Source organism: Delftia sp. WSY_12, assembly GCF_043104645.1.
Classification (GTDB): domain Bacteria; phylum Pseudomonadota; class Gammaproteobacteria; order Burkholderiales; family Burkholderiaceae_C; genus Comamonas; species Comamonas tsuruhatensis.
Genome location: NZ_JBICKW010000016.1, coordinates 235,372 through 254,099, shown reverse-complemented (window position 1 = coordinate 254,099; position 18,728 = coordinate 235,372). Strand labels below are relative to the sequence as shown.

The 18,728-nt window shown below is 68.6% G+C and carries 14 protein-coding genes; 8 read left to right on the top strand and 6 right to left on the bottom strand.

The genetic code is table 11. The features are described from left to right. Nucleotides 1-163 precede the first annotated feature (163 nt). A complete protein-coding gene (locus ACF8LI_RS10745; RefSeq protein WP_392412631.1) occupies nucleotides 164-2,185 on the top strand; it encodes an FAD-dependent oxidoreductase in 2,022 nt (673 codons plus the stop codon). Nucleotides 2,186-2,232: 47 nt separating this feature from the next. After that, nucleotides 2,233-2,673, top strand: a complete 441-nt coding sequence (locus ACF8LI_RS10740; RefSeq protein WP_016446260.1) for a nuclear transport factor 2 family protein — start codon at nucleotides 2,233-2,235, stop codon at nucleotides 2,671-2,673. Between the two features lie 66 nt (nucleotides 2,674-2,739). On the opposite strand, the gene ACF8LI_RS10735 is transcribed toward ACF8LI_RS10740, so the two are convergent. Then, nucleotides 2,740-4,191, bottom strand: a complete 1,452-nt coding sequence (locus ACF8LI_RS10735; protein WP_373789454.1) for a catalase — start codon at nucleotides 4,189-4,191, stop codon at nucleotides 2,740-2,742. Nucleotides 4,192-4,455: 264 nt separating this feature from the next. After that, nucleotides 4,456-4,998, bottom strand: coding sequence for a PAS and helix-turn-helix domain-containing protein (locus ACF8LI_RS10730; protein WP_016446258.1), 543 nt, complete (start codon nucleotides 4,996-4,998; stop codon nucleotides 4,456-4,458). A gap of 73 nt (nucleotides 4,999-5,071) precedes the next feature. Between ACF8LI_RS10730 and ACF8LI_RS10725 the strand changes: the two genes are divergently transcribed. The 6 genes from ACF8LI_RS10725 (at nucleotide 5,072) to ACF8LI_RS10700 (ending at nucleotide 13,751) form a co-directional block, all read left to right on the top strand. After that, nucleotides 5,072-5,779: a CoA transferase subunit A gene (locus ACF8LI_RS10725; protein WP_016446257.1), complete on the top strand. Its 708-nt coding sequence runs from the start codon at nucleotides 5,072-5,074 to the stop codon at nucleotides 5,777-5,779. 2 nt (nucleotides 5,780-5,781) lie between these two features. Then, on the top strand, nucleotides 5,782-6,420 hold the full coding sequence (locus ACF8LI_RS10720; RefSeq protein WP_012206068.1) for a 3-oxoacid CoA-transferase subunit B: 639 nt from the start codon (nucleotides 5,782-5,784) through the stop codon (nucleotides 6,418-6,420). 108 nt (nucleotides 6,421-6,528) lie between these two features. Further along, nucleotides 6,529-7,893, top strand: a complete 1,365-nt coding sequence (locus ACF8LI_RS10715; RefSeq protein WP_392412630.1) for an HD-GYP domain-containing protein — start codon at nucleotides 6,529-6,531, stop codon at nucleotides 7,891-7,893. 91 nt (nucleotides 7,894-7,984) lie between these two features. Then, nucleotides 7,985-8,857 carry a translesion DNA synthesis-associated protein ImuA gene (imuA, locus tag ACF8LI_RS10710; RefSeq protein ID WP_392412629.1) on the top strand — a complete coding sequence of 291 codons (873 nt, stop codon included), beginning with the start codon at nucleotides 7,985-7,987 and terminating at the stop codon, nucleotides 8,855-8,857. A 6-nt stretch (nucleotides 8,858-8,863) separates the two neighbouring features. Then, nucleotides 8,864-10,372: a Y-family DNA polymerase gene (locus ACF8LI_RS10705; protein WP_392412628.1), complete on the top strand. Its 1,509-nt coding sequence runs from the start codon at nucleotides 8,864-8,866 to the stop codon at nucleotides 10,370-10,372. Then, nucleotides 10,365-13,751 (top strand): error-prone DNA polymerase, encoded by a 3,387-nt coding sequence (locus ACF8LI_RS10700; RefSeq protein WP_392412627.1) that lies wholly within the window; start codon nucleotides 10,365-10,367, stop codon nucleotides 13,749-13,751. The genes ACF8LI_RS10705 and ACF8LI_RS10700 overlap by 8 nt, the downstream gene beginning before the upstream one ends. Before the next feature lie 29 nt (nucleotides 13,752-13,780). Here the strand turns inward: ACF8LI_RS10700 and tsaA are convergent, their stop codons facing one another. From tsaA to ACF8LI_RS10680, 4 genes are all read right to left on the bottom strand, one after another. Beyond that, nucleotides 13,781-14,275, bottom strand: coding sequence for a tRNA (N6-threonylcarbamoyladenosine(37)-N6)-methyltransferase TrmO (gene tsaA, locus ACF8LI_RS10695; RefSeq protein WP_016451588.1), 495 nt, complete (start codon nucleotides 14,273-14,275; stop codon nucleotides 13,781-13,783). After that, a complete protein-coding gene (locus ACF8LI_RS10690; RefSeq protein WP_016446251.1) occupies nucleotides 14,272-14,637 on the bottom strand; it encodes a winged helix-turn-helix domain-containing protein in 366 nt (121 codons plus the stop codon). The genes tsaA and ACF8LI_RS10690 overlap by 4 nt, the downstream gene beginning before the upstream one ends. A gap of 339 nt (nucleotides 14,638-14,976) precedes the next feature. After that, nucleotides 14,977-17,229 (bottom strand): AsmA family protein, encoded by a 2,253-nt coding sequence (locus ACF8LI_RS10685; protein ID WP_392412626.1) that lies wholly within the window; start codon nucleotides 17,227-17,229, stop codon nucleotides 14,977-14,979. A gap of 147 nt (nucleotides 17,230-17,376) precedes the next feature. After that, entirely contained in the window at nucleotides 17,377-18,723 is a 1,347-nt protein-coding gene (locus ACF8LI_RS10680) for an MFS transporter (RefSeq protein ID WP_017403840.1), read from the bottom strand. Nucleotides 18,724-18,728: the final 5 nt, after the last annotated feature.

Below are 18,728 nucleotides of genomic sequence, written 5' to 3'. Positions count from 1 at the left end.
CGGCAACAAGAAAGGCGCTGGAGCTGGGCGCCATCTTACGGGCCTGCATGGAGGCGCGGCCAAGCGCTGCGGTCATTTCTGCAATTTTTTGCGCAACCAGTTGCATAAATAAAGGAGGCTGACTACATTCATGCAATCAGTTGCATAAAAAAGCGAGACAGGCATGACCCACTACCCCCACCTGAATGCCGAACTGGACCTGGGCTTCACCACGCTCAGAAACCGCGTGCTCATGGGCTCCATGCACGTGGGCCTGGAAGAGGCGCCCAACGGTTTCGAGCGCATGGCCGCCTTCTACGCCGAGCGCGCGCGCGGCGAGGTGGGCTTGATCGTCACGGGCGGCATCGCCCCCAATGAGCGGGGCCGGCCCATGAAGGGCGGCGCCATGATGGTCAACGAACACGAGGCGGACCAGCACCGCATCGTCACGCAGGCCGTCCATGCCGAGGGCGGCAAGATCGCCATGCAGATCCTGCACTTCGGCCGCTACGCCTACCAGCCCGGGCTGGTGGCGCCCAGCGCGCTGCAGGCGCCCATCAACCCCTTCGTGCCGCATGCGCTGACGGGCGACGAGGTGGAGCAGACCATCGAGGACTTCGTGCGCTGCGCAGCCCTGGCCCGGCATGCGGGCTACGACGGCGTGGAGATCATGGGCTCCGAGGGCTACCTGATCAACGAGTTCATCGCCGCACGCACCAACCACCGCGATGACGAATGGGGCGGCAGCTACGCGGGCCGCATGCGCTTTGCGGTGGAGATCGTGCGGCGCACGCGCCAGCGCGTGGGGCGGGACTTCATCATCATCTACCGGCTGTCCATGCTGGACCTGGTGGAGGGCGGCTCCACGCTGGAGGAAGTGATCGCGCTGGCCCAGGCCATCGAGGCCGCGGGCGCCACGCTGCTGAACACGGGCATAGGCTGGCACGAGGCGCGCATCCCCACCATTGCCACCAAGGTGCCGCGCGCCGCCTATGCCTGGGTCACGCAGCGCGTGATGGGGCAGGTGGACATCCCGCTGATCACCTCCAACCGCATCAACACGCCCGAAGTGGCCGAGCGCCTGCTGGCCGAGGGCTATGCCGACATGGTCTCCATGGCCCGGCCGCTGCTGGCCGATGGCGACTTCGTGCGCAAGGCACGCCAGGGCCGTGCCGACGAGATCAACACCTGCATTGCCTGCAACCAGGCCTGCCTGGACCATACCTTTGGCGGCAAGATCACCTCCTGCCTGGTCAACCCGCGCGCCTGCCACGAGACCGAGCTGGTGATTGCGCCCGCGCCCGCCGCCAAGCGCATCGCCGTGGTGGGCGCCGGCCCGGCGGGCCTGAGCTTTGCCGTCACCGCCGCGCAGCGCGGCCATGCGGTGACCTTGTTCGATGCGGCCAGCGAGATCGGCGGGCAGTTCAACATTGCCAAGAAGGTGCCCGGCAAGGAGGAGTTCCACGAGACGCTGCGCTACTTTCGCCGCCAGCTGGAGCTGGGCGGCGTGGCGCTGCGACTGGGCCACCGCGTGGAGGCTGCCCAGCTCATCGAGGGCGGCTATGACGAGATCGTGCTGGCCACGGGCATACGGCCGCGCGTTCCCGCCATCGACGGCGTGGACCATCCCAAGGTCCTCGGCTACCTGGACGTGCTGCAGGGCGACAGGCCCGTGGGCGAGCGCGTGGCCATCATCGGCGCGGGCGGCATCGGTTTCGATGTGGCCGAGTACCTGACCCATGCCGGCGACAGCGGCGCCGTGGTGCCCCGCAAGTTCTATGCGGAGTGGGGCATAGACACGGACTACGCCCGGGCCGGCGGCCTGGCGCAGCCGCAGGCCGAGCCCTCGCCGCGCCGCGTGCACCTGCTGCAGCGCAAGTCCACCAAGGTGGGCGACCAGCTGGGCAAGACCACGGGCTGGATACACCGTACCTCGCTGAAGGCACGCAGCGTGGCCATGGGCTCGGGCGTGGCCTATGAGCGCATCGACGACGCCGGGCTGCACATCACCGTGGACGGCCAGCCGCAACTGCTGGAGGTGGACAACGTCGTGCTCTGCGCGGGCCAGGAGCCGCAGCGCGAGCTGCATGCGGCCCTGAGCGCGGCGGGCTGCAGCGTGCACCTGATCGGCGGCGCCGACGTGGCGGCCGAACTCGACGCCAAGCGCGCCATCCTGCAAGGCACCACGCTGGCGGCCAGCCTTTGAGGGCGCCGCCCGATTCCGTTTCCCACCTCAACCACCAGGAGACAAGCATGTCCCAGCCCCCGAAGAACGCCCATCCCGCAGTCGCCCGCTCCCTGGAGCTGTGGCATCGCATGGTTGCCGCCAGCGACCTGGGCGAGCTGCACACCATCGTCCATCCCGATGCGGTGTTCCGCTCGCCCATGGCCAACACGCCCTATGCCTCGGCAGCCGCGCTGATGCTGGCGCTGTCCACCGTGGTCCAGGTCTTCGAGAACTTCACCTACCACCGCCAGATGGCCAGCGATGACGGCCTGGACGTGGTGCTGGAGTTCAGCGCCAGCGTGGGTGGCAAGAACCTCAAGGGAATCGACTTCATCCGCTTCGACGAGCAGGGGCTGATCCGGGAATTCGAGGTCATGGTGCGCCCCATGAGCGGCCTGCAGGCCCTGGGCACGGAGATGGGCAAGCGGCTGGGCGACAAGCTTCCCGCCTTCAAGGCCGTGGCCTGAGGGCAGGGCGTGCCATGAAAAACGCCCCCGAAGTTTCGGGGGCGTTTTGCCGTGGGCGTCAGCCGGTCAGAGCGTGCCGGCCTTCTGGCGGGCAATGGCATCGGCCACGCCCTTGCCGTAGGCCGGGTCGGCCTGGGTGCAGTGCGCTATGTGCTTTTGCACGATGTGTTCGGACACACCGGCGATGTTGCGCGCCGTGTTCTCGAACAGGCGCTGCTGCGCATCGGGCGTGAGCAGGCGGAACAAGTCGCCGGGCTGGGTGAAGTAGTCGGCATCGTCCTCGCGGTAGTTCCAGCGGTCGGCCGCGCCGTGCAGTGCCAGAGGCGGCTCGGCGAAGGCGGGCTGCTCCTGCCACTCGCCCTTGGTGTTGGGCTCGTAGGCAATGGTGCCGCCGTAGTTGCCGTCCACGCGCATGGCGCCATCGCGGTGGTAGGCGTGGTAGGGGCAGCGCGGCGCGTTCACGGGGATCTGGTGGTGGTTCACACCCAGGCGGTAGCGCGCGGCATCGCCATACGAGAACAGGCGCGACTGCAGCATGCGGTCGGGCGAGGGGCCGATGCCCGGCACCAGGTTGGCCGGCGTGAACGAGGCCTGCTCCACATCGGCGTGGTAGTTGCGCGGGTTGCGGTTGAGCTCCATCACGCCCACTTCGATCAGCGGGTAGTCCTTCTTGCTCCAGACCTTGGTCAGGTCGAAGGGGTGGAAGCGGTAGGTCTCGGCTTCATGCTCGGGCATGATCTGCACGCACAGCTTCCAGCGCGGGAACTCGCCGCGGTCGATGGCCTCGAGCAGGTCGCGCTGGCTGCTTTCACGGTCGGAGGCGACGACGGAGGCCGCCTCGGAATCGGTGAAGTTCTCTATGCCCTGCTGGCAGACCCAGTGGAACTTGACCCAGTGGCGCTCGTTGCTGGCGTTGATGAAGCTGTAGGTATGCGAGCCGAAGCCATGCATGTGGCGGTAGCCGCGCGGAATGCCCCGGTCGCTCATGACGATGGTGATCTGGTGCAGCGCCTCGGGCAGGCCGGTCCAGAAGTCCCAGTTGTTCTCGGGCGAGCGCAGGTTGGTGTAGGGGTCGCGCTTGACGGCCTTGTTCAGGTCCGGGAACTTGAGCGGGTCGCGGAAGAAGAACACCGGCGTGTTGTTGCCCACCAGGTCCCAGTTGCCTTCCTCGGTATAGAGCTTGACGGCAAAGCCACGGATATCGCGCTCGGCGTCGGCCGCGCCGCGCTCGCCGGCCACGGTGGAAAAGCGCGCGAACACTTCGGTCTGCTTGCCGATGTCGGAGAACACCTTGGCGCGGGTGTAGCGCGTGATATCACCCGTCACGGTGAAGGTGCCGAAGGCGCCCGAGCCCTTGGCGTGCATGCGGCGCTCGGGAATCACTTCGCGGTTGAAGTGGGCCATTTTTTCCAGATGCCACAGGTCCTGCAGCAGCATCGGGCCACGCGGGCCGGCCGTGAGCGAGTCCTGGTTGTTGGCAACCGGGGCACCTGCGGCGGTGGTGAGCTTGTGGGTCATGGTCTCTCCTTGATCGAGGGGTGGTAGCGGCGCCGGCTTGCACGCAGGCAGCGCGGCGCTTGGAAAATCAATAGCTGCGTGCTATCGAATTGCTTTTATTGTTGTTTCGTTCTATGGATGCGGCAAGGCTTTGGCGATTGGCAAATCTCAACTGCGCCATAGCCAAAAAATTTCACCGCACCCCGCCTGCGTCGTGCCGGGCATGCTTTTTGCCAAGGCATTGTGTTGCGCGGGCGGATACGGCCCGTGTAGGCCGTCGCCCTGTCAGCCAGAGACCAGCTTGTGGACCAGATCGGCGGCCGTGGAGGCGCCGTACTTGCGCATCAGCCGTGCGCGGTAGATCTCCACCGTGCGGTGGCTGATGGCCAGGGCGCGGCCGATTTCCTTGGAGGTCAGGCCTTCCAGCAGGCGGGCGGCCACCTCGCGCTCGCGCCCCGTGAGTTCGGCCTTGACGGGGCGCTGGGCGCTGAGGTCCTCGAAGCTCCAGATGCCCGAGGCATGCGGGTCGCTGCGGTCCAGCGTGCGGCCCGTGACATGGCACCAGAACGTTTCGCCGTTGGCGCGCTTCATGATGCGGTTGTCCGAATAAAAGCCCCTTGCATTGAGAATGGGCGCGATGCGCGCGCCCAGCCGCTCATACTCGTCGGCGCTGGGGTAGAGGATCTGGAAGGTCTGGCCGATCAGCACCTCGCGCGAGGCCTCGAACATCTCGCAGACCTGGCGATTGCAGTCGATCATGGTGCGGTTGCGCGAGATCACGAGACCGACGGGGGCGGCCTCGAACGCCAGCCTGTAATCTATATCCATGGGCAAATCTTTACGAAAAACTACTTATGCAAGTACGTAGTATCGTAGCGCATCCAATCTGAAGGAGACATGTGTGAAAAAGCTCTACCCCTCTGCGGAGCAGGCGCTCCAGGGCGTCGTGGCCGACGGGCAATTGCTGGCTGTGGGAGGCTTCGGCCTGTGCGGCATTCCCGAGGCCCTGATCGACGCGCTGCGTGACAGCGGCGTCAAGGGCCTGACGGTGATTTCCAACAACGCGGGCGTGGACGGCTTTGGCCTGGGCAAGCTGCTGGAGACGCGCCAGATCAAGAAGATGATCTCGTCGTATGTGGGCGAGAACAAGGAGTTCGAGCGCCAGTACCTGGCCGGCGAGCTGGAGCTGGAATTCACGCCCCAGGGCACGCTGGCCGAGAAGCTGCGCGCAGGCGGCGCCGGCATTCCCGCCTTCTTCACCAAGACCGGCGTGGGCACCATGGTGGCCGAGGGCAAGGAGCTGCGCGAGTTCGACGGCGAGACCTATGTGATGGAGCGCTCGCTTGTGCCCGATGTCTCCCTGGTCAAGGCCCACCGTGCCGACAAGAGCGGCAACCTGCAGTTCCGCCTGACGGCGCGCAACTTCAACCCTGCCGCCGCCACGGCCGGCAAGGTCTGCATCGTGGAAGTGGAGGAGGTGGTCGAGGTCGGCGAGATCGCACCGGACGACATCCACCTGCCCGGCATCTACGTGCACCGCATCGTGCACAACCCGAACCCCGAAAAGCGCATCGAAAAGCGCACCATCACAGAAAAACAAGGAGCCTGACCATGCCGTGGACCCAAGACCAGATGGCCGCCCGCGCGGCCCAAGAACTCGAAGACGGCTTCTACGTCAACCTGGGCATCGGCATTCCCACCCTGGTGGCCAACCACACGGGTGACAAGGAAGTGTGGCTGCAGTCCGAGAACGGCATGCTGGGCATCGGCCCCTTCCCGACCGAGGATGCCGTGGACGCCGACCTGATCAACGCCGGCAAGCAGACCGTGACGACGATTGCCGGCTCGTCCATCTTCGGCAGCGACCAGTCCTTCGCCATGATCCGTGGCGGCAAGATCAACCTGTCCATCCTGGGCGCCATGCAGGTGTCCGAGAAGGGCGATCTGGCCAACTGGATGATCCCCGGCAAGATGGTCAAGGGCATGGGCGGCGCCATGGACCTGGTGGCGGGCGTCAAGCGCGTCATCGTGCTCATGGAGCATGTGGCAAAGAAGAAGGACGGCACGACCGACCTCAAAATTCTTCCCGCCTGCACTCTGCCTTTGACCGGCGTGGGCGTGGTGGACCGTATCATCACCGACCTGGGAGTGATGGACGTGACGCCGCAGGGCCTGAAGCTCGTGGAACTGGCCCCCGAAGTGAGCTTCGAGGACATCCAGTCCAAGACCGGCGTGACGCTGATTCGCTGATGTTGCCGTGCTGTGCAGTGCCTGCCTGGTGCAGGCCTGCGCGACAAGAGCCCGCCTTGCGCGGGCTCTTTTGCTTATATTTCAGATTTCGAGCCAATGGGAGCCTCTATGACGGATGTCGCGGCCGTGCGCAATCCACCGACAGCGCAGGGATGGAAGGACGAGGGCGTGCATTTCCTGCGCGCCGTCACCGACATGGCCGAGCATTGCAACGTGGTGACCGGCGAGCCCATCTTCAACGACAAGGGCGTCAAGCTCGTGGACAAGGGCGCGCGCATCGACAGCAACATGTACGAGCGCCTGGTCAAGCACAAGCTGCGCGACCCCATCGACAAGCACCTGGGCGTGGACAACCGCGTGGACGTGCTGGCCATCGAGGCCCAGGCCATGGTGCAATGCGAGACCGTGGACCTGATGCGCCGCCTGGTGCAGTCGCTGGGCGGCACGGACCGGCTGCTGGCGCCGCTGCGCCTGATGGTGCTGCCGCCGCAGATCGCCTTCAAGCTCACGGTCATGCGCGAGCAGCGGCCCGAGCTGTTCGCCCACAGCCTGCAGATGATGCTGGTGGCCGTCTACCTGGCGCTGCAAAGCGAATGGAGCGAGCGTGAATGCGGCCCGCTGGCCACGGCGGCCCTGCTGCACGATGTGGGCATGCTCTACATGGACCCGGCCTGGACCGACTCCAACTACCGGCTCACGGGCGCCGAGCGCAAGCACCTGGTGGCGCACTCGGTCACGGGCATGCTCATCATGCGGGGCGCGGGCGCGTATTCGCAGGACGTGGAAATGGCCGTGCTCGAGCACCACGAGCGCATGGACGGCACGGGCTATCCGCGCGGCGTGCATGGCGAAGCCATCTCCAAAATGGGCCGTATCCTGTTGCTGGCCGAGGTGGTCTCGGCCTTCTTCGACAAATTTCAGGACCTGCCCGGCCAGCGCCTGTCGCTGATGCTGCGCATGAACCACCGCCGCTATCCGGCCGATCTGGTCGGCATCCTGCTGCCGCTGCTGTACGACGAGATCTCGCCGGGCACGCCGCTGCCGCCGCTGCAGGCCGAGGTCACGCACAGCGTGGCAGCGCTGTCGGCCGCCTTCCAGATGTGGGACACGTTCAGCCAGGCCTTTCCCGAGCGCTGGCAGGCCATGCCCGACCACCAGGCGGCCGTCTACATCGACTCCAGCATCGGCAGCCTGCAAAAGCAGCTGGCCGAGGCCGGCCTGCACCCGAACCAGCAGACCGACCTGCTGGCCTACCTCAAGGACGACGTGCAGGGCATGAGCGAGCTGGCCCTGCTCAGCCGCGAGGCCCTGTGGCAGCTGCAGGCCATCGTCAACGCCTGCCTGCGCCGCTGGCCCGCCATCAACGCCCGCACCCACGCCGTGGACACGGCGGTCGCGCAATGGTGCGAAGCCTGCATGCAGATCGACGCCACGCCGCCGCCGGGTGGGGCAGCGGCAACAGCTGCGCATTGAGACAGCCGGGCTTGCCCGGCTTTTTTACGGCCGTGGAGCTGTGGGGAAATCAAGAGTGCTGTATATTTGTACAGTATCTTGAGAATTCCCCATGACCACGACACACGCCTTTCAACCTGCGCAGTCCGCCTCCCTGGCGGGCGCGGCGCGTGTGCTGCCTCAGTTGCAGGGCGTGTGGCGTGGCGATGGCTGGCAGCAGGCGCTGCAGCAGCGGGTCCAGCCTTCGGGCCATGCGCTGCTGGATGCGCAATTGCCGGGCGGGGGCTGGCCGCTGGGCGCCATGGTCGAGCTGCTGCAACCCGCCCATGGCCATGCCGAGTGGCCGCTGCTGCTGCCAGGTCTGGCCGCTCTGATGCAGCGCAGCGCGGGCCAGGTGGTGCTGGTGGCGCCGCCTTGCAGGCCTTTTGCACCGGGGCTGGAAGCGGCAGGCGTGGCGGCGCACCGGCTGTGCTGCGTGGAGGCCGATACCCACCCCGGCACCCACCCGGCAGGCGATGGGGCAGGGCTGGCCTGGGTCTGTGAGCAGGCACTGCGCTGCCGCGACGTGCTGGCCGTGCTGGCCTGGCTGCCGGCCGGTCTGCCCATGGCCACGCTGCGCCGGCTGCAATGGGCGGCCGCTGCGCAGGGGCGCATTCTGTGGCTGTGGCGCGAGGCCTCGGCCTCCCTGCAGACGGTGGCCTCGCCCGCGCCGCTGCGGCTGCGCGTGGAGACCGAGCTGGGGGTGCCGGGCGAAGGCGGTACGCCAGCCTGCCTGCGCGTGCAGTTGCTCAAGCGCCGGGGGCCCGCGCTGGAGCATCCCTTGAAACTGCCGCTGCACCACTGGGCCTGGCAGGACGTGCTGCAGGCCCAGGCCCTGCGGCGCACCCGGCAGGCCGGCGAGGCGCAGCGTTGGCTTCATGGACACGGGCAACTGCTGCCCGCCGAGGCGCCCGCCCTGCAGGCGGCAGCGCACACCCTGGGATGAGATGCCATGGCACAGCCGAACCAAGCACTGCACTGGATTGCCTGGCCGCTGCATGCCGCGCAGGGCGATGGCCAGGGCAACGGCGACAGTGATGGCAAAGGCAGTGCCTGCGCGCAGCAGGCCTGGTGGGCCCTGCGCTGGACGCCGCGCGTGGCCGTCTGGCAGGGCGCAGGGCAGGCCGTGGCGCTGATGGAGGTGGGCAGCGTGGAGCGCCTGTGGGGCGGCCGCCAGTCCATGCTGCTGGGCCTGCTGCGCGCTCTGCGTGAACAGCAGCCTGAAACAGGGCAGGCAGGCAGCCCGCAGATGCCGGTCTGGGCCCGGGCCGCCACGGCCTGGCAGGCGCTGGCCCGGCTGCGCTGGCGCATGCAGGGCACGGATTCGCGCCAGCCCTGGCCGCCTGCCGATGCCCTGCCGATCTGGACCCTGCCCGCGCTCCAACCCCATGCGCCGGCCCTGGAGCGCATGGGCTGCCGCCGCTGGGGCGAGCTGCGCGCCCTGCCGCGCGCGGGCCTGGCGCGGCGCATCGGGCTGCCGGCCCTGCTGGCGCTGGACCAGGCCTATGGCAGCAGCCCCCATGCGCTGGACTGGCTGGAGCTGCCCGAGCACTTTGCATTGCGTGCCGACCTGGGCTATCCGGCCAGCGACGCCCAGGCCCTGCTGCAGGCCGCCCGGCCCCTGCTGCGTGCGCTGCAGGCCTGGCTGCAGGCCCGCCACCAGGGCGTGCTGGGCCTGCAACTGCGCTGGCACCACGATCTGCGGCGCGTGGACGGCACGCAACTGCCGGCCTGGGAAGCGCTGGACATCCGCACGGCCCGGCCCGCCCAGGCGCTGGAGCACATGGAGCGCCTGCTGCGCGAACGCCTGGCCCGCACGCCCTGGTGCGCGCCTGCGGACATGCTGGAGCTGGTGGCGCTGGACACCGCGCCTTTCGCGGCCGATGCCGGCAGTTGCCTGCCACCGGCCGCGCCCGGTCCGGCGCCGCTGGGCGAGGCGGCAGGCGCGACAGATGGGGCAGACGCGGCCAGCGGCATGGCCTGGCATGAATGGGTGGAGCGCGTCTCGGCCCGCCGTGGCGCGCAGGGCGTGCGGGTGGCGCAGCTGCAATCGGACCACCGGCCCGAGGCCATGCAGCGCTGGACCCCGGCCTGCGAGGCCCTGCAGACCCCGCAGGCACCGCGGCGGCCCGCGCACGCGCGCAAGGCGGCCAACCCCTGGCAGGGCCTGCTGCCGCCCTGGCTGCTTGATCCGCCCCAGCCCCTGCTCCTGCAGGGCAGCCGCCCTTGCTGGCAGGGGCCGCTGCAATTGCTGGCCGGCCCCTATCGGCTGGAGGCCGGCTGGTGGGGAGAGCCGCAGGCCGATGCTGCGCTGGCCGTGCGTGACTATTTCGTGGCCAGCAACGCGGCTGTCGGCCATGTCTGGATCTACCGCGAGCGCACGCCTGCATCGGAGCGGCTGCCAGGCATGCCGGCCCTGCTGTCGCCCGCCGCCTGGTTTGCGCAAGGCATCTATGGCTGAACAGGACATCCTGCTGGAGCCGCCGCCCCCGCAGCTGCAGCGGCTGCAGCCCCCGCCCCAGGCCACCGGGCCGGTGTCCGGCATGGCATCGGGCCCGGGCCTGCCCGGCTATGCGGAGCTGCACTGCCTGTCGAACTTCAGCTTTCTGCGCGGCGCCTCTTCGCCGGCCCAACTGGTGCAGCGCGCCAAGGCCCTGGGCTACCAGGCGCTGGCCCTGACCGACGAATGCTCGGTGGCCGGCGCCGTGCGGGCCTTCGAGGCCGCGCGCGACTGCGAGATGGCCCTGATCCATGGCAGCGAATTTGCCTGGGGCCCGCTGCGCGTGGTGGCGCTGGCGCGCGATCTGAACGGCTGGGGCAACCTCTGCGAATTCATCAGCGCAGCGCGCGCCCGTGCCGACAAGGGCCGGTACCTGGTCGATGCCGACAGCCCCTGGCATCTGCTGCGTGAAGGCTGCGAATGCATCGTCCTGCCACAGCGCGCGCTGCTTCCAGCCGGCGATGTGCCCGCCATCGCCCAGGCCGTGCAGGCCGCCGTGGCGCAGCTGGGGCCGGGCTGCTGGCTGGGCGTGGAGCTGCTGCTGGCGCCCGACGACAGCCTGTGGCTGCAAAGCCTGCAGGACGTGGCAGGGTTAATGGGCCTGTCCTGCGTGGCATGCGGCGACGTGCACATGCATGCGCGCTCGCGCAAGCCGCTGCAGGACCTGGTGACGGCGCTGCGCCTGGGCTGCACGGTGGCCGAATGCGGCTTCGAGCTGCATCCCAATGCCGAGCGCCATCTGCGCTCACGCTTGCGGCTGGGCGGCATCTATCCGCGCGCCATGCTGGATGCAACCCTGCAGATTGCCGCGCGCTGCGATTTCAAGCTCAGTGAGATCAGCTACCACTATCCGCAGGAAAGCGTGCTGCCCGGCATGGACGCGCGCCAGACCCTGGCCTGGCATACCTGGCAGGGAGCGGCGGGGCGCTATCCGCAAGGCATTCCCGAATCGGTCGCCAAGCAGTTGAAGGATGAGCTGGAGCTGATCGCCGAATGCCGCTACGAGATGTACTTTCTCACCGTGCACGACATCGTGCGCTATGCGCGCAGCGAAGGCATCCTGTGCCAGGGGCGCGGTTCGGCCGCGAACTCGGCCGTCTGCTATTGCCTGGGCATCACGGCCGTGGATCCGAACAAGACCACGCTGCTGATGGCGCGCTTCATCAGCCGCGAGCGCAGCGAGCCCCCAGATATCGACGTGGACTTCGAGCACGCGCGGCGCGAGACCGTCATCCAGTACATCTACGAAAAATACGGCCGCGGCCGTGCGGCGCTGACGGCCGTGGTCAGCTGCTGGCGCACGCGCGGCGCGCTGCGCGACGCGGGCAAGGCCCTGGGCGTGGATGCGGTGCTGATCGACGCCATGGCCCGGCAGCACCACTGGTTCAGCGATGCCGAGGACCAGGCGGCCGAGCCGGAGCCCGAACCCGATGACCCCGCCCTGGGCTGGGTGCGCTCCAAGCTGCTGCGCCTGGCCCGGCTGCGCGAGCGGCTGGGCGACGACTGCCCGCAACTGTCGCCCCAGCGTGCGCGGCTGTGGCTGGAGCTGGCCTTGCAGCTGCGCGACAGCCCGCGCCACCTGAGCCAGCACGTGGGCGGCTTTGTGCTGACCGACGGGCCGCTGACGCGGCTGGTGCCCGTGGAGCCGGCCGCCATGGAGGGCCGCTCGGTCATCCAGTGGGACAAGGACGATCTGGACACCATGAAGCTGCTCAAGGTCGATGTGCTGGCCCTGGGCATGCTCACCGTGCTGCGCGGCAGCCTGCACGCGCGCGCCGCGCTGCGCGGCCCGCGCTGGGAGCTGGCCGACATCCCCAAGGACGACCCGGCCACCTACGACATGATCTGCCGCGCCGACACCGTGGGCACCTTCCAGATCGAGAGCCGGGCGCAGATGAGCATGCTGCCCCGGCTGCAGCCGCGCGAGTTCTACGACCTGGTGGTCGAGGTCGCCATCGTGCGGCCCGGCCCCATACAGGGCGGCATGGTCCATCCCTATCTTCAGGCGCGCGAGCGTCGGCGGCAGGGCGGCGAGCTGGTTCTGGAAAAGCCTGCGCTCGAGAAGGCGCTCAAGCGCACGCTGGGCGTGCCCATTTTTCAGGAGCAGGTGATGCAGATCGCCATGATCGCGGCGAACTTCTCGGCGGGCGATGCCGACGAGCTGCGCCGCTCCATGGCGGCCTGGCGGCGCAAGGGCGGCGTGCACCGCTTCGAGCGTCCGTTGATAGACGGCATGCTGGCCAACGGCTACAGCGCCGAATTTGCCCAGGCCATCTTCCGCCAGATGCTGGGCTTCGGCGAATACGGCTTTCCTGAAAGCCATGCCTACAGCTTCGCCATGCTGGCCTATGCCAGCGCCTGGCTCAAGCGCCATGAGCCGGCCTGTTTCCTCATGGCCTTGCTCAATGCCCAGCCCATGGGCTTCTACACCCCCTCGCAACTGATCCAGGATGCGCGCCGGCACGGCGTGCGCGTGCTGCCCGTCGATGTGCGCCACAGCGACTGGGACTGCACGCTGGAGGCACCGCACGAGCGCATTGCCGGCGTCGAGCTGCCGCAGCCGGCCGTGCGCCTGGGGCTGTGCATGGTGGCGCAGCTGCCAAAGACTTCGGGCGAGCGCGTGGCCCAGGTCCGCGCGCAGGCGCCGTTCAGGAGCACCGAGGACCTGGCCCTGCGCGCCCGGCTGCAGCGCGCCGAGCTGCAGGCCCTGGCGGCGGCCGATGCGCTGCAGGGCCTGTCAGGCCACCGCCGCCAGCAGATGTGGGATGCGGCGGCCCTGCAGGTGCAGCCCCCGCTGTTCGCGGGCGTGCCCGTGCACGAGGCGCCCGTGCAACTGGCCGCCGCGCCCGAGGGCGAGGAAATCCTGTTCGACTACGCGGCCACGGGCCTGAGCCTGCGCCGCCATCCGCTGGCCCTGCTGCGTGACCGCCTGCGCCGCCACGGGCTGCGCACGGCGCTGGAGCTGCGCGCCACGCTGGCGGGCATGCGCGTGCGGGCCTGCGGCATCGTCACCGTGCGCCAGCGCCCGCCCACGGCCAAGGGCACGGTCTTCATCACGCTGGAGGACGAGACGGGCACGGTCAACCTGGTGGTCTGGCCCGATACCGTCACGCGCTGGGGCGAGCCCTTGCTGGGCGCGCGGCTGCTGGCGGTCGAGGGCATCTGGCAAAGCAGCTCGGACTGGGGCGGCGGCAAGGACTGCGGCGAGTCAGTGCCTGCAGAGCAGGCCAGCCATGAGGTGCCCGCCGTGCGCCATCTCATCGTGCACCGCGCCCGCGACATGAGCCGCTGGCTGGGCCGCCTGGGCGGCGCCGGCGTGGCAAGCCGCAATTTCCACTGAGGGCTGTTGCCGTTGTTGCCGAAGCAGGCTCAGGCCATGCGGGCGTCGGCGCGGATGTCGGGCATCTGGTCGATACGCTTGCCGAACCAGCCTATGCGCTCGGTCTGGCGCACGTCCAGCCTGGGCACGTAGGGCTTGATGTCGAGCACGGGCGTGCCGTCCAGCATGTCGTTGCCCAGGAAATGCAGCAGCAGTCCTTCGCGCCGCACCAGGCGCACGATGGACAGGCCCAGCCGGTTGGGCCGCGCCGGGGCGCGCGTGGCGAACACGCCGTGGCTGCTGTCGTCCATGAAGGGCACGACTTCCAGCTTTTCCACGGCCTGGTGCAGGTGGGTGATGAGGATCAGGTAGTCAAAGCCTTCGATGTCGCGCAGCCCGGCCTCGAACTCGGGCAGCAGCTCCACGCGGCCGGCCTCGTCGGCCGCGCCTGCCGTCTGTATGGGCATGCCCACCGGATCGGTGAAGCGGCTGCGCACATGGCCGATGGGGCGGCAGCCTATGGCTTGCGCGGCGGCATCGCTCATGCGCTGGCGGTGCCCTGGGGATTGAGCAGGCGCGTCAGCGCTGCGATATCGGCCGCAGCCGCCATGCGCGACGTGGTTTCTATGGAGCGGTAATGCCTGACGATGGCCTCGCCCGTGGCCGTGAGCGAGGCGCCTCCGCCATGGGCGCCGCCTGCGCTGGTGTTGACGGCCGGCGTCTGCAGCGCGCGGTTCATCTCGTCCACGAGCACCCAGGCGCGCCGGTACGACATGCCCAGCGAACGGGCTGCGGCCGAGATGGAGCCCGCCTCGGCGATGGATTCGAGCAACTGCACCTTGCCGGGTCCGATGGCAATGGTGCTGTCGTTGTATACGCGCAGGCGGAACTGGACTTTGGAGGACATGGGAGAAGGGCTGGGCACGGCAAAAGCGGGTTAACGGCGAAGGTTAAGCGAAATCAACGGTCTGCGCCGCGATGGGGCTAAGGGGAAATACGCAATGCATGGCCTGCTACAGCGGGGCGGGTCATATGCACTGTGCGCCGCCGCCGTTCGCAACGGCTGTGGCCCTCATGGTACTGATGGCTCGCACGGTCGGCGTTGCCACTCTTGCCAGACTGCACGCTGGCCCAAGCCCCGGCTCACATAGGCGCGCGGTGATCATGGTCTTGCTGGCCAGCGCCTGGGGACGGCCGTTCGTGGCGTTCCCAGGGCGCGCTGCAGCTGAAGGCCGGGCAGGCCTTCCTACTTCTTGCCGGCGTCTGCCAGCAGGCGCTGGCATTGCGCATCTTCCTCGGCAGCCGGCACCGTCAGCGGCACCAGGGCCAGGGCGGCGGGCGCCACCACGGCGGCGGCCACGGCCGCGCCCGCACGCAGCAGCAGCGGGCCGGGCTCCACGCCCACCTTGGGGTTGGCGAAGCTGCCGCGCACATACAGGGGCGTGCGCAGCGAGAAGAACTTCCACTTCAGCGATTCGGGCTTGATGTGCAGATCCATGGTCTCCTGCGCCAGGCTGATCTGGCCTGTGGCCTCCACGATCGCCTCCGGCGTCGCCAACTTGACGTTGCGCGTGCGTGCCAGGCCGTTCTGCACGGACAGGTCGGCCACGGCGCAGTTGAGCTGGACTTCCTTGTCGGCACCGAACAGCTTGGTCACCACCACGCTGCCCAGGTTGAGCGCGGCCAGGTCCAGCAGTTGCTTGCTGAAGCGCCCGTCGCGCACATACAGGCGCATGTCGCCGGAGCTGGTGCCCAGCCATTCGGCCATGGACTGGCCTCGGCCCTCCAGGGCGATGGCGCCATCCATGCTGCCCAGGCTTTTCTTCATCAATTCGATCTCGGGGAACAGGGCCGACAGCTGCAGCCCCTGGACCTTGCCCTGGAGGTTGGCCTTGGGCGGCTTGGCGCCGCTGTCCACCATGGCCTGCAGGTCCAGCTTGCCCTTGGCCATGCCGAAGCGCAGCGGCGCCAGGCGCAGCACGCCGTTGTCCATGACGGCATGTACGCTGAAGTTCTCGATGGGCAGGGCCTGGGGACGCTCGATGCGGTCACTCTGGAAGTGCACATCCATATCCATGGCATTCCACTTGCTGGTGTCGAAGCGCTGCGTGGGCAGGGTCTTGCCGCTGGCCGCCTGCCGGCTTTTCTGGTCCTGCCTGGTGGACGGTGCTCCTACCACCGGCCCCAGGTCGGCCAGGCGCAGCTTGCGCGATGCCAGCTCGCCGCTGAGCTTGGGCCGGGGCTTGCCGGATGCGTAATGCAGCGAGCCGCGCAGATCGCTCTGGCCCACGCGGCCCTCGAAGTTTTCGTAGTCCCACTCGGCGCGGCCGGGCTGCAGGCTGCCGACCAGATGGCCGTTGGTGTCGAAGGGCGGTGTACGCGGCAGCAGCAGGCCGGTCAGTGGGAACAGGTCGGCCATGCTGGAGCCGCGCAGGTGCACCTGCAGGTCCATGCCCTTGAGTGCCCTGGGATTGTCGAGAATGCCCTCGGCCCGTGCGCGCAGGCTGCCCGCATGGGCCCACAGCTTGACCGGAAAGCGTGCCTGCTCGCTTTGCAGGTCCAGCACGGGGCCGATGAGGCCCTGGGCCTCGACCGTGGCCTTGGCGATGCGGCCGGTCAGGCCGACGCGCATGCCATACGGAAAGTCTGGACTGGGCGGCCGTACAAGGCTGTCCAGGCGTGCGCGCACTGCCATCTGGCGCACGCCATCGCTCCAGCCCACCAGGCCGCCGCGCAGGCTCAATTGCGTCACTTGGAAGCGCCAGCGCGGACCGGTGGACTCGGGGCGCTTGAAAGTCCAGTTGTTGCTGCCGTCCTTGCGCCGTGCAAAGACCAGGTCAGGCCCTTCGAGCTGCAGATGGTCCAGCAGCACGTGCCGGCCCAGCAGCGGCCACAGCCGCAGGCTGGCCGTGGCGCGGGCTGCCGTGGCCATGGTGGCGGCGTCGCGCGGGGGAGGGGCCATTTTCTCGTCGGCCAGGACGATGCTGTCGCTGTCGATACTGGGCGCGGAAGGGCTGGCCTGCGAGTCCTTGTCCTTCGCCTTTCCCCTGGGCTGTTCCTTGGCTTTCTCCTCGGGCAGGCGGCCCTTGTTCAACTGGTCGGGCGGCGCAGGCAGGGCAGGCAGCTCGCCACTGCCCTTGGCCGGCTCCTGCTCCACCTGCCAGCCTTCGGGCTGGCCCAGCGTCAGCTGCTCGGCCTGGACGGTGACGCCAGGAATCCAGTGACGCCAGCCCTGGTCCAGCGGCTGGGGCCAGTTCCATTGCACCCGCAGGTCGCCTTCAATCGCGAAATGCCGGCCGGTGCTTTCACTGACGCGCTCATTGATCCAGGGCCTGGCGCGGTTCCAGTCATAGGTGGCAATCAGGACCACGACCAGCGCCAGCAGCAGCACCAGGGCCGAGACCATCCACACGAGGATGCGCAGCCAGCGGCGGCGCGGCGGGCGGGGTGTGGGCTTGGAGGCCGGCGTGGGGGAGCTGTCGGTCGCTGTGTCGGTCATGGCGCAGGGGGCCGCTAAATGGTGTTCGGTCCATCCTAGCGCCGCAAAACCGCTTGCCAAGGTCCGGGACGCGCTGGCGGGCAGCCGGCAGGCCCGCATACAGGAGATTGGCCTACAGCGCGGCCTGCCGCGGCAAAAGCGCTGTCATCACCGTGTCTCCTGGCCCTGCCGCAGGCGGGTCGATGCCAGGGCGGCCACCACCAGCAGGCCCGCCATGATGAACAGGCCGTTGCGGGTGCTGCCCGTGGCCTGTTCGATCATCCCCATCACGGTGGGGCCGATGAAGCCGCCCACCAGTCCGCAGGTATTGACCAGGGCAATGCCGCCCGCCAGCCCCGCGCCCGCCAGCCGCGAGGCCGGGAACAGGAAGACGACGGACTGCACCACGAAGAACATCAGCGCCGTGAGGCTGAAGCCCAGCAGCCCCAGCGCGGGCGAGGCCTTGCCCGCCAGCGCCGCCAGCAGCAGGCCTGCAGCCATGGTGCCCAGGCCCGCCAGCAGCATGCGCCGGCAGCGCTGCGGGTGGGTGGCAAAGCGCGGCAGCCAGGCCGCACCGATGGCCGCTGCGATCCAGGGCACGGAGTTGAGCGTGCCGATCTGCAGCGGCGAGAGCTGGCCGTAGGTGCCGATGATGCCGGGCAGGAAGAAGATCACGGTGTAGATGCTGATCTGGTGGCAGAAGTAGACAAGGATGGCCAGCCAGATCTGGCGGTCACGCAGGCAGTCCCGGAGCGAGTGGCCCACCTGGCCGGCGCTGGCCTGCTGGTCCTGCTCGGCCTGCAGGCGTTGCAGTACCTCGCGCGATTCGGCGGCCGTCAGCCAGGGCGCGCTGGCCGGGCCGTCGGGCAGCTTCTTCCAGACCACCCAGGCCAGGGCCACGGCGGGCAGGCCCTCGATCACGAACATCCATTGCCAGCCGTGCCAGCCCAGGAAGCCGTCCATCTGCAGCAGCGCGCCGCCCACGGGGCCGCTGAGGATGTTGGCAATGCACACGCCCAGCAGGAAGTAGCCGATGGCGCGGGCCCGTTCCTCGCGGCCGAACCAGTAGGTCAGGTACAGCATCACGCCGGGGAACAGCCCCGCCTCGGCCGCGCCCAGCAGCACGCGCATCACGTAGAACGAGGTCTCTCCGGTGATGAAGGCCATGCCGGCCGACAGCAGGCCCCAGGTCACCATGATGCGGGTGATCCAGAACCGCGCGCCCACCCTGTGCATGATCAGGTTGCTGGGCACTTCCAGCAGGGCGTAGCTCAGGAAGAACAGCCCCGCGCCCAGGCCGTAGGCGGCCGCCGAGATGCCCAGGTCCACCTCGATGTGCGACTTGGCCAGCGCGATGTTGGTGCGGTCTATGAAGCTGATCACATAGGACAGCACCAGCAGCGGCATCAGCCTGCGGAAGATGCGGGCGTTGAGCAGCGACTGCCTGTCGCCGGCGGCAGGCTGCGGCCGTGCGGGCGGCGCGTGAACAGGGGAGGGCGATGGGTGATGGACCATGGCAA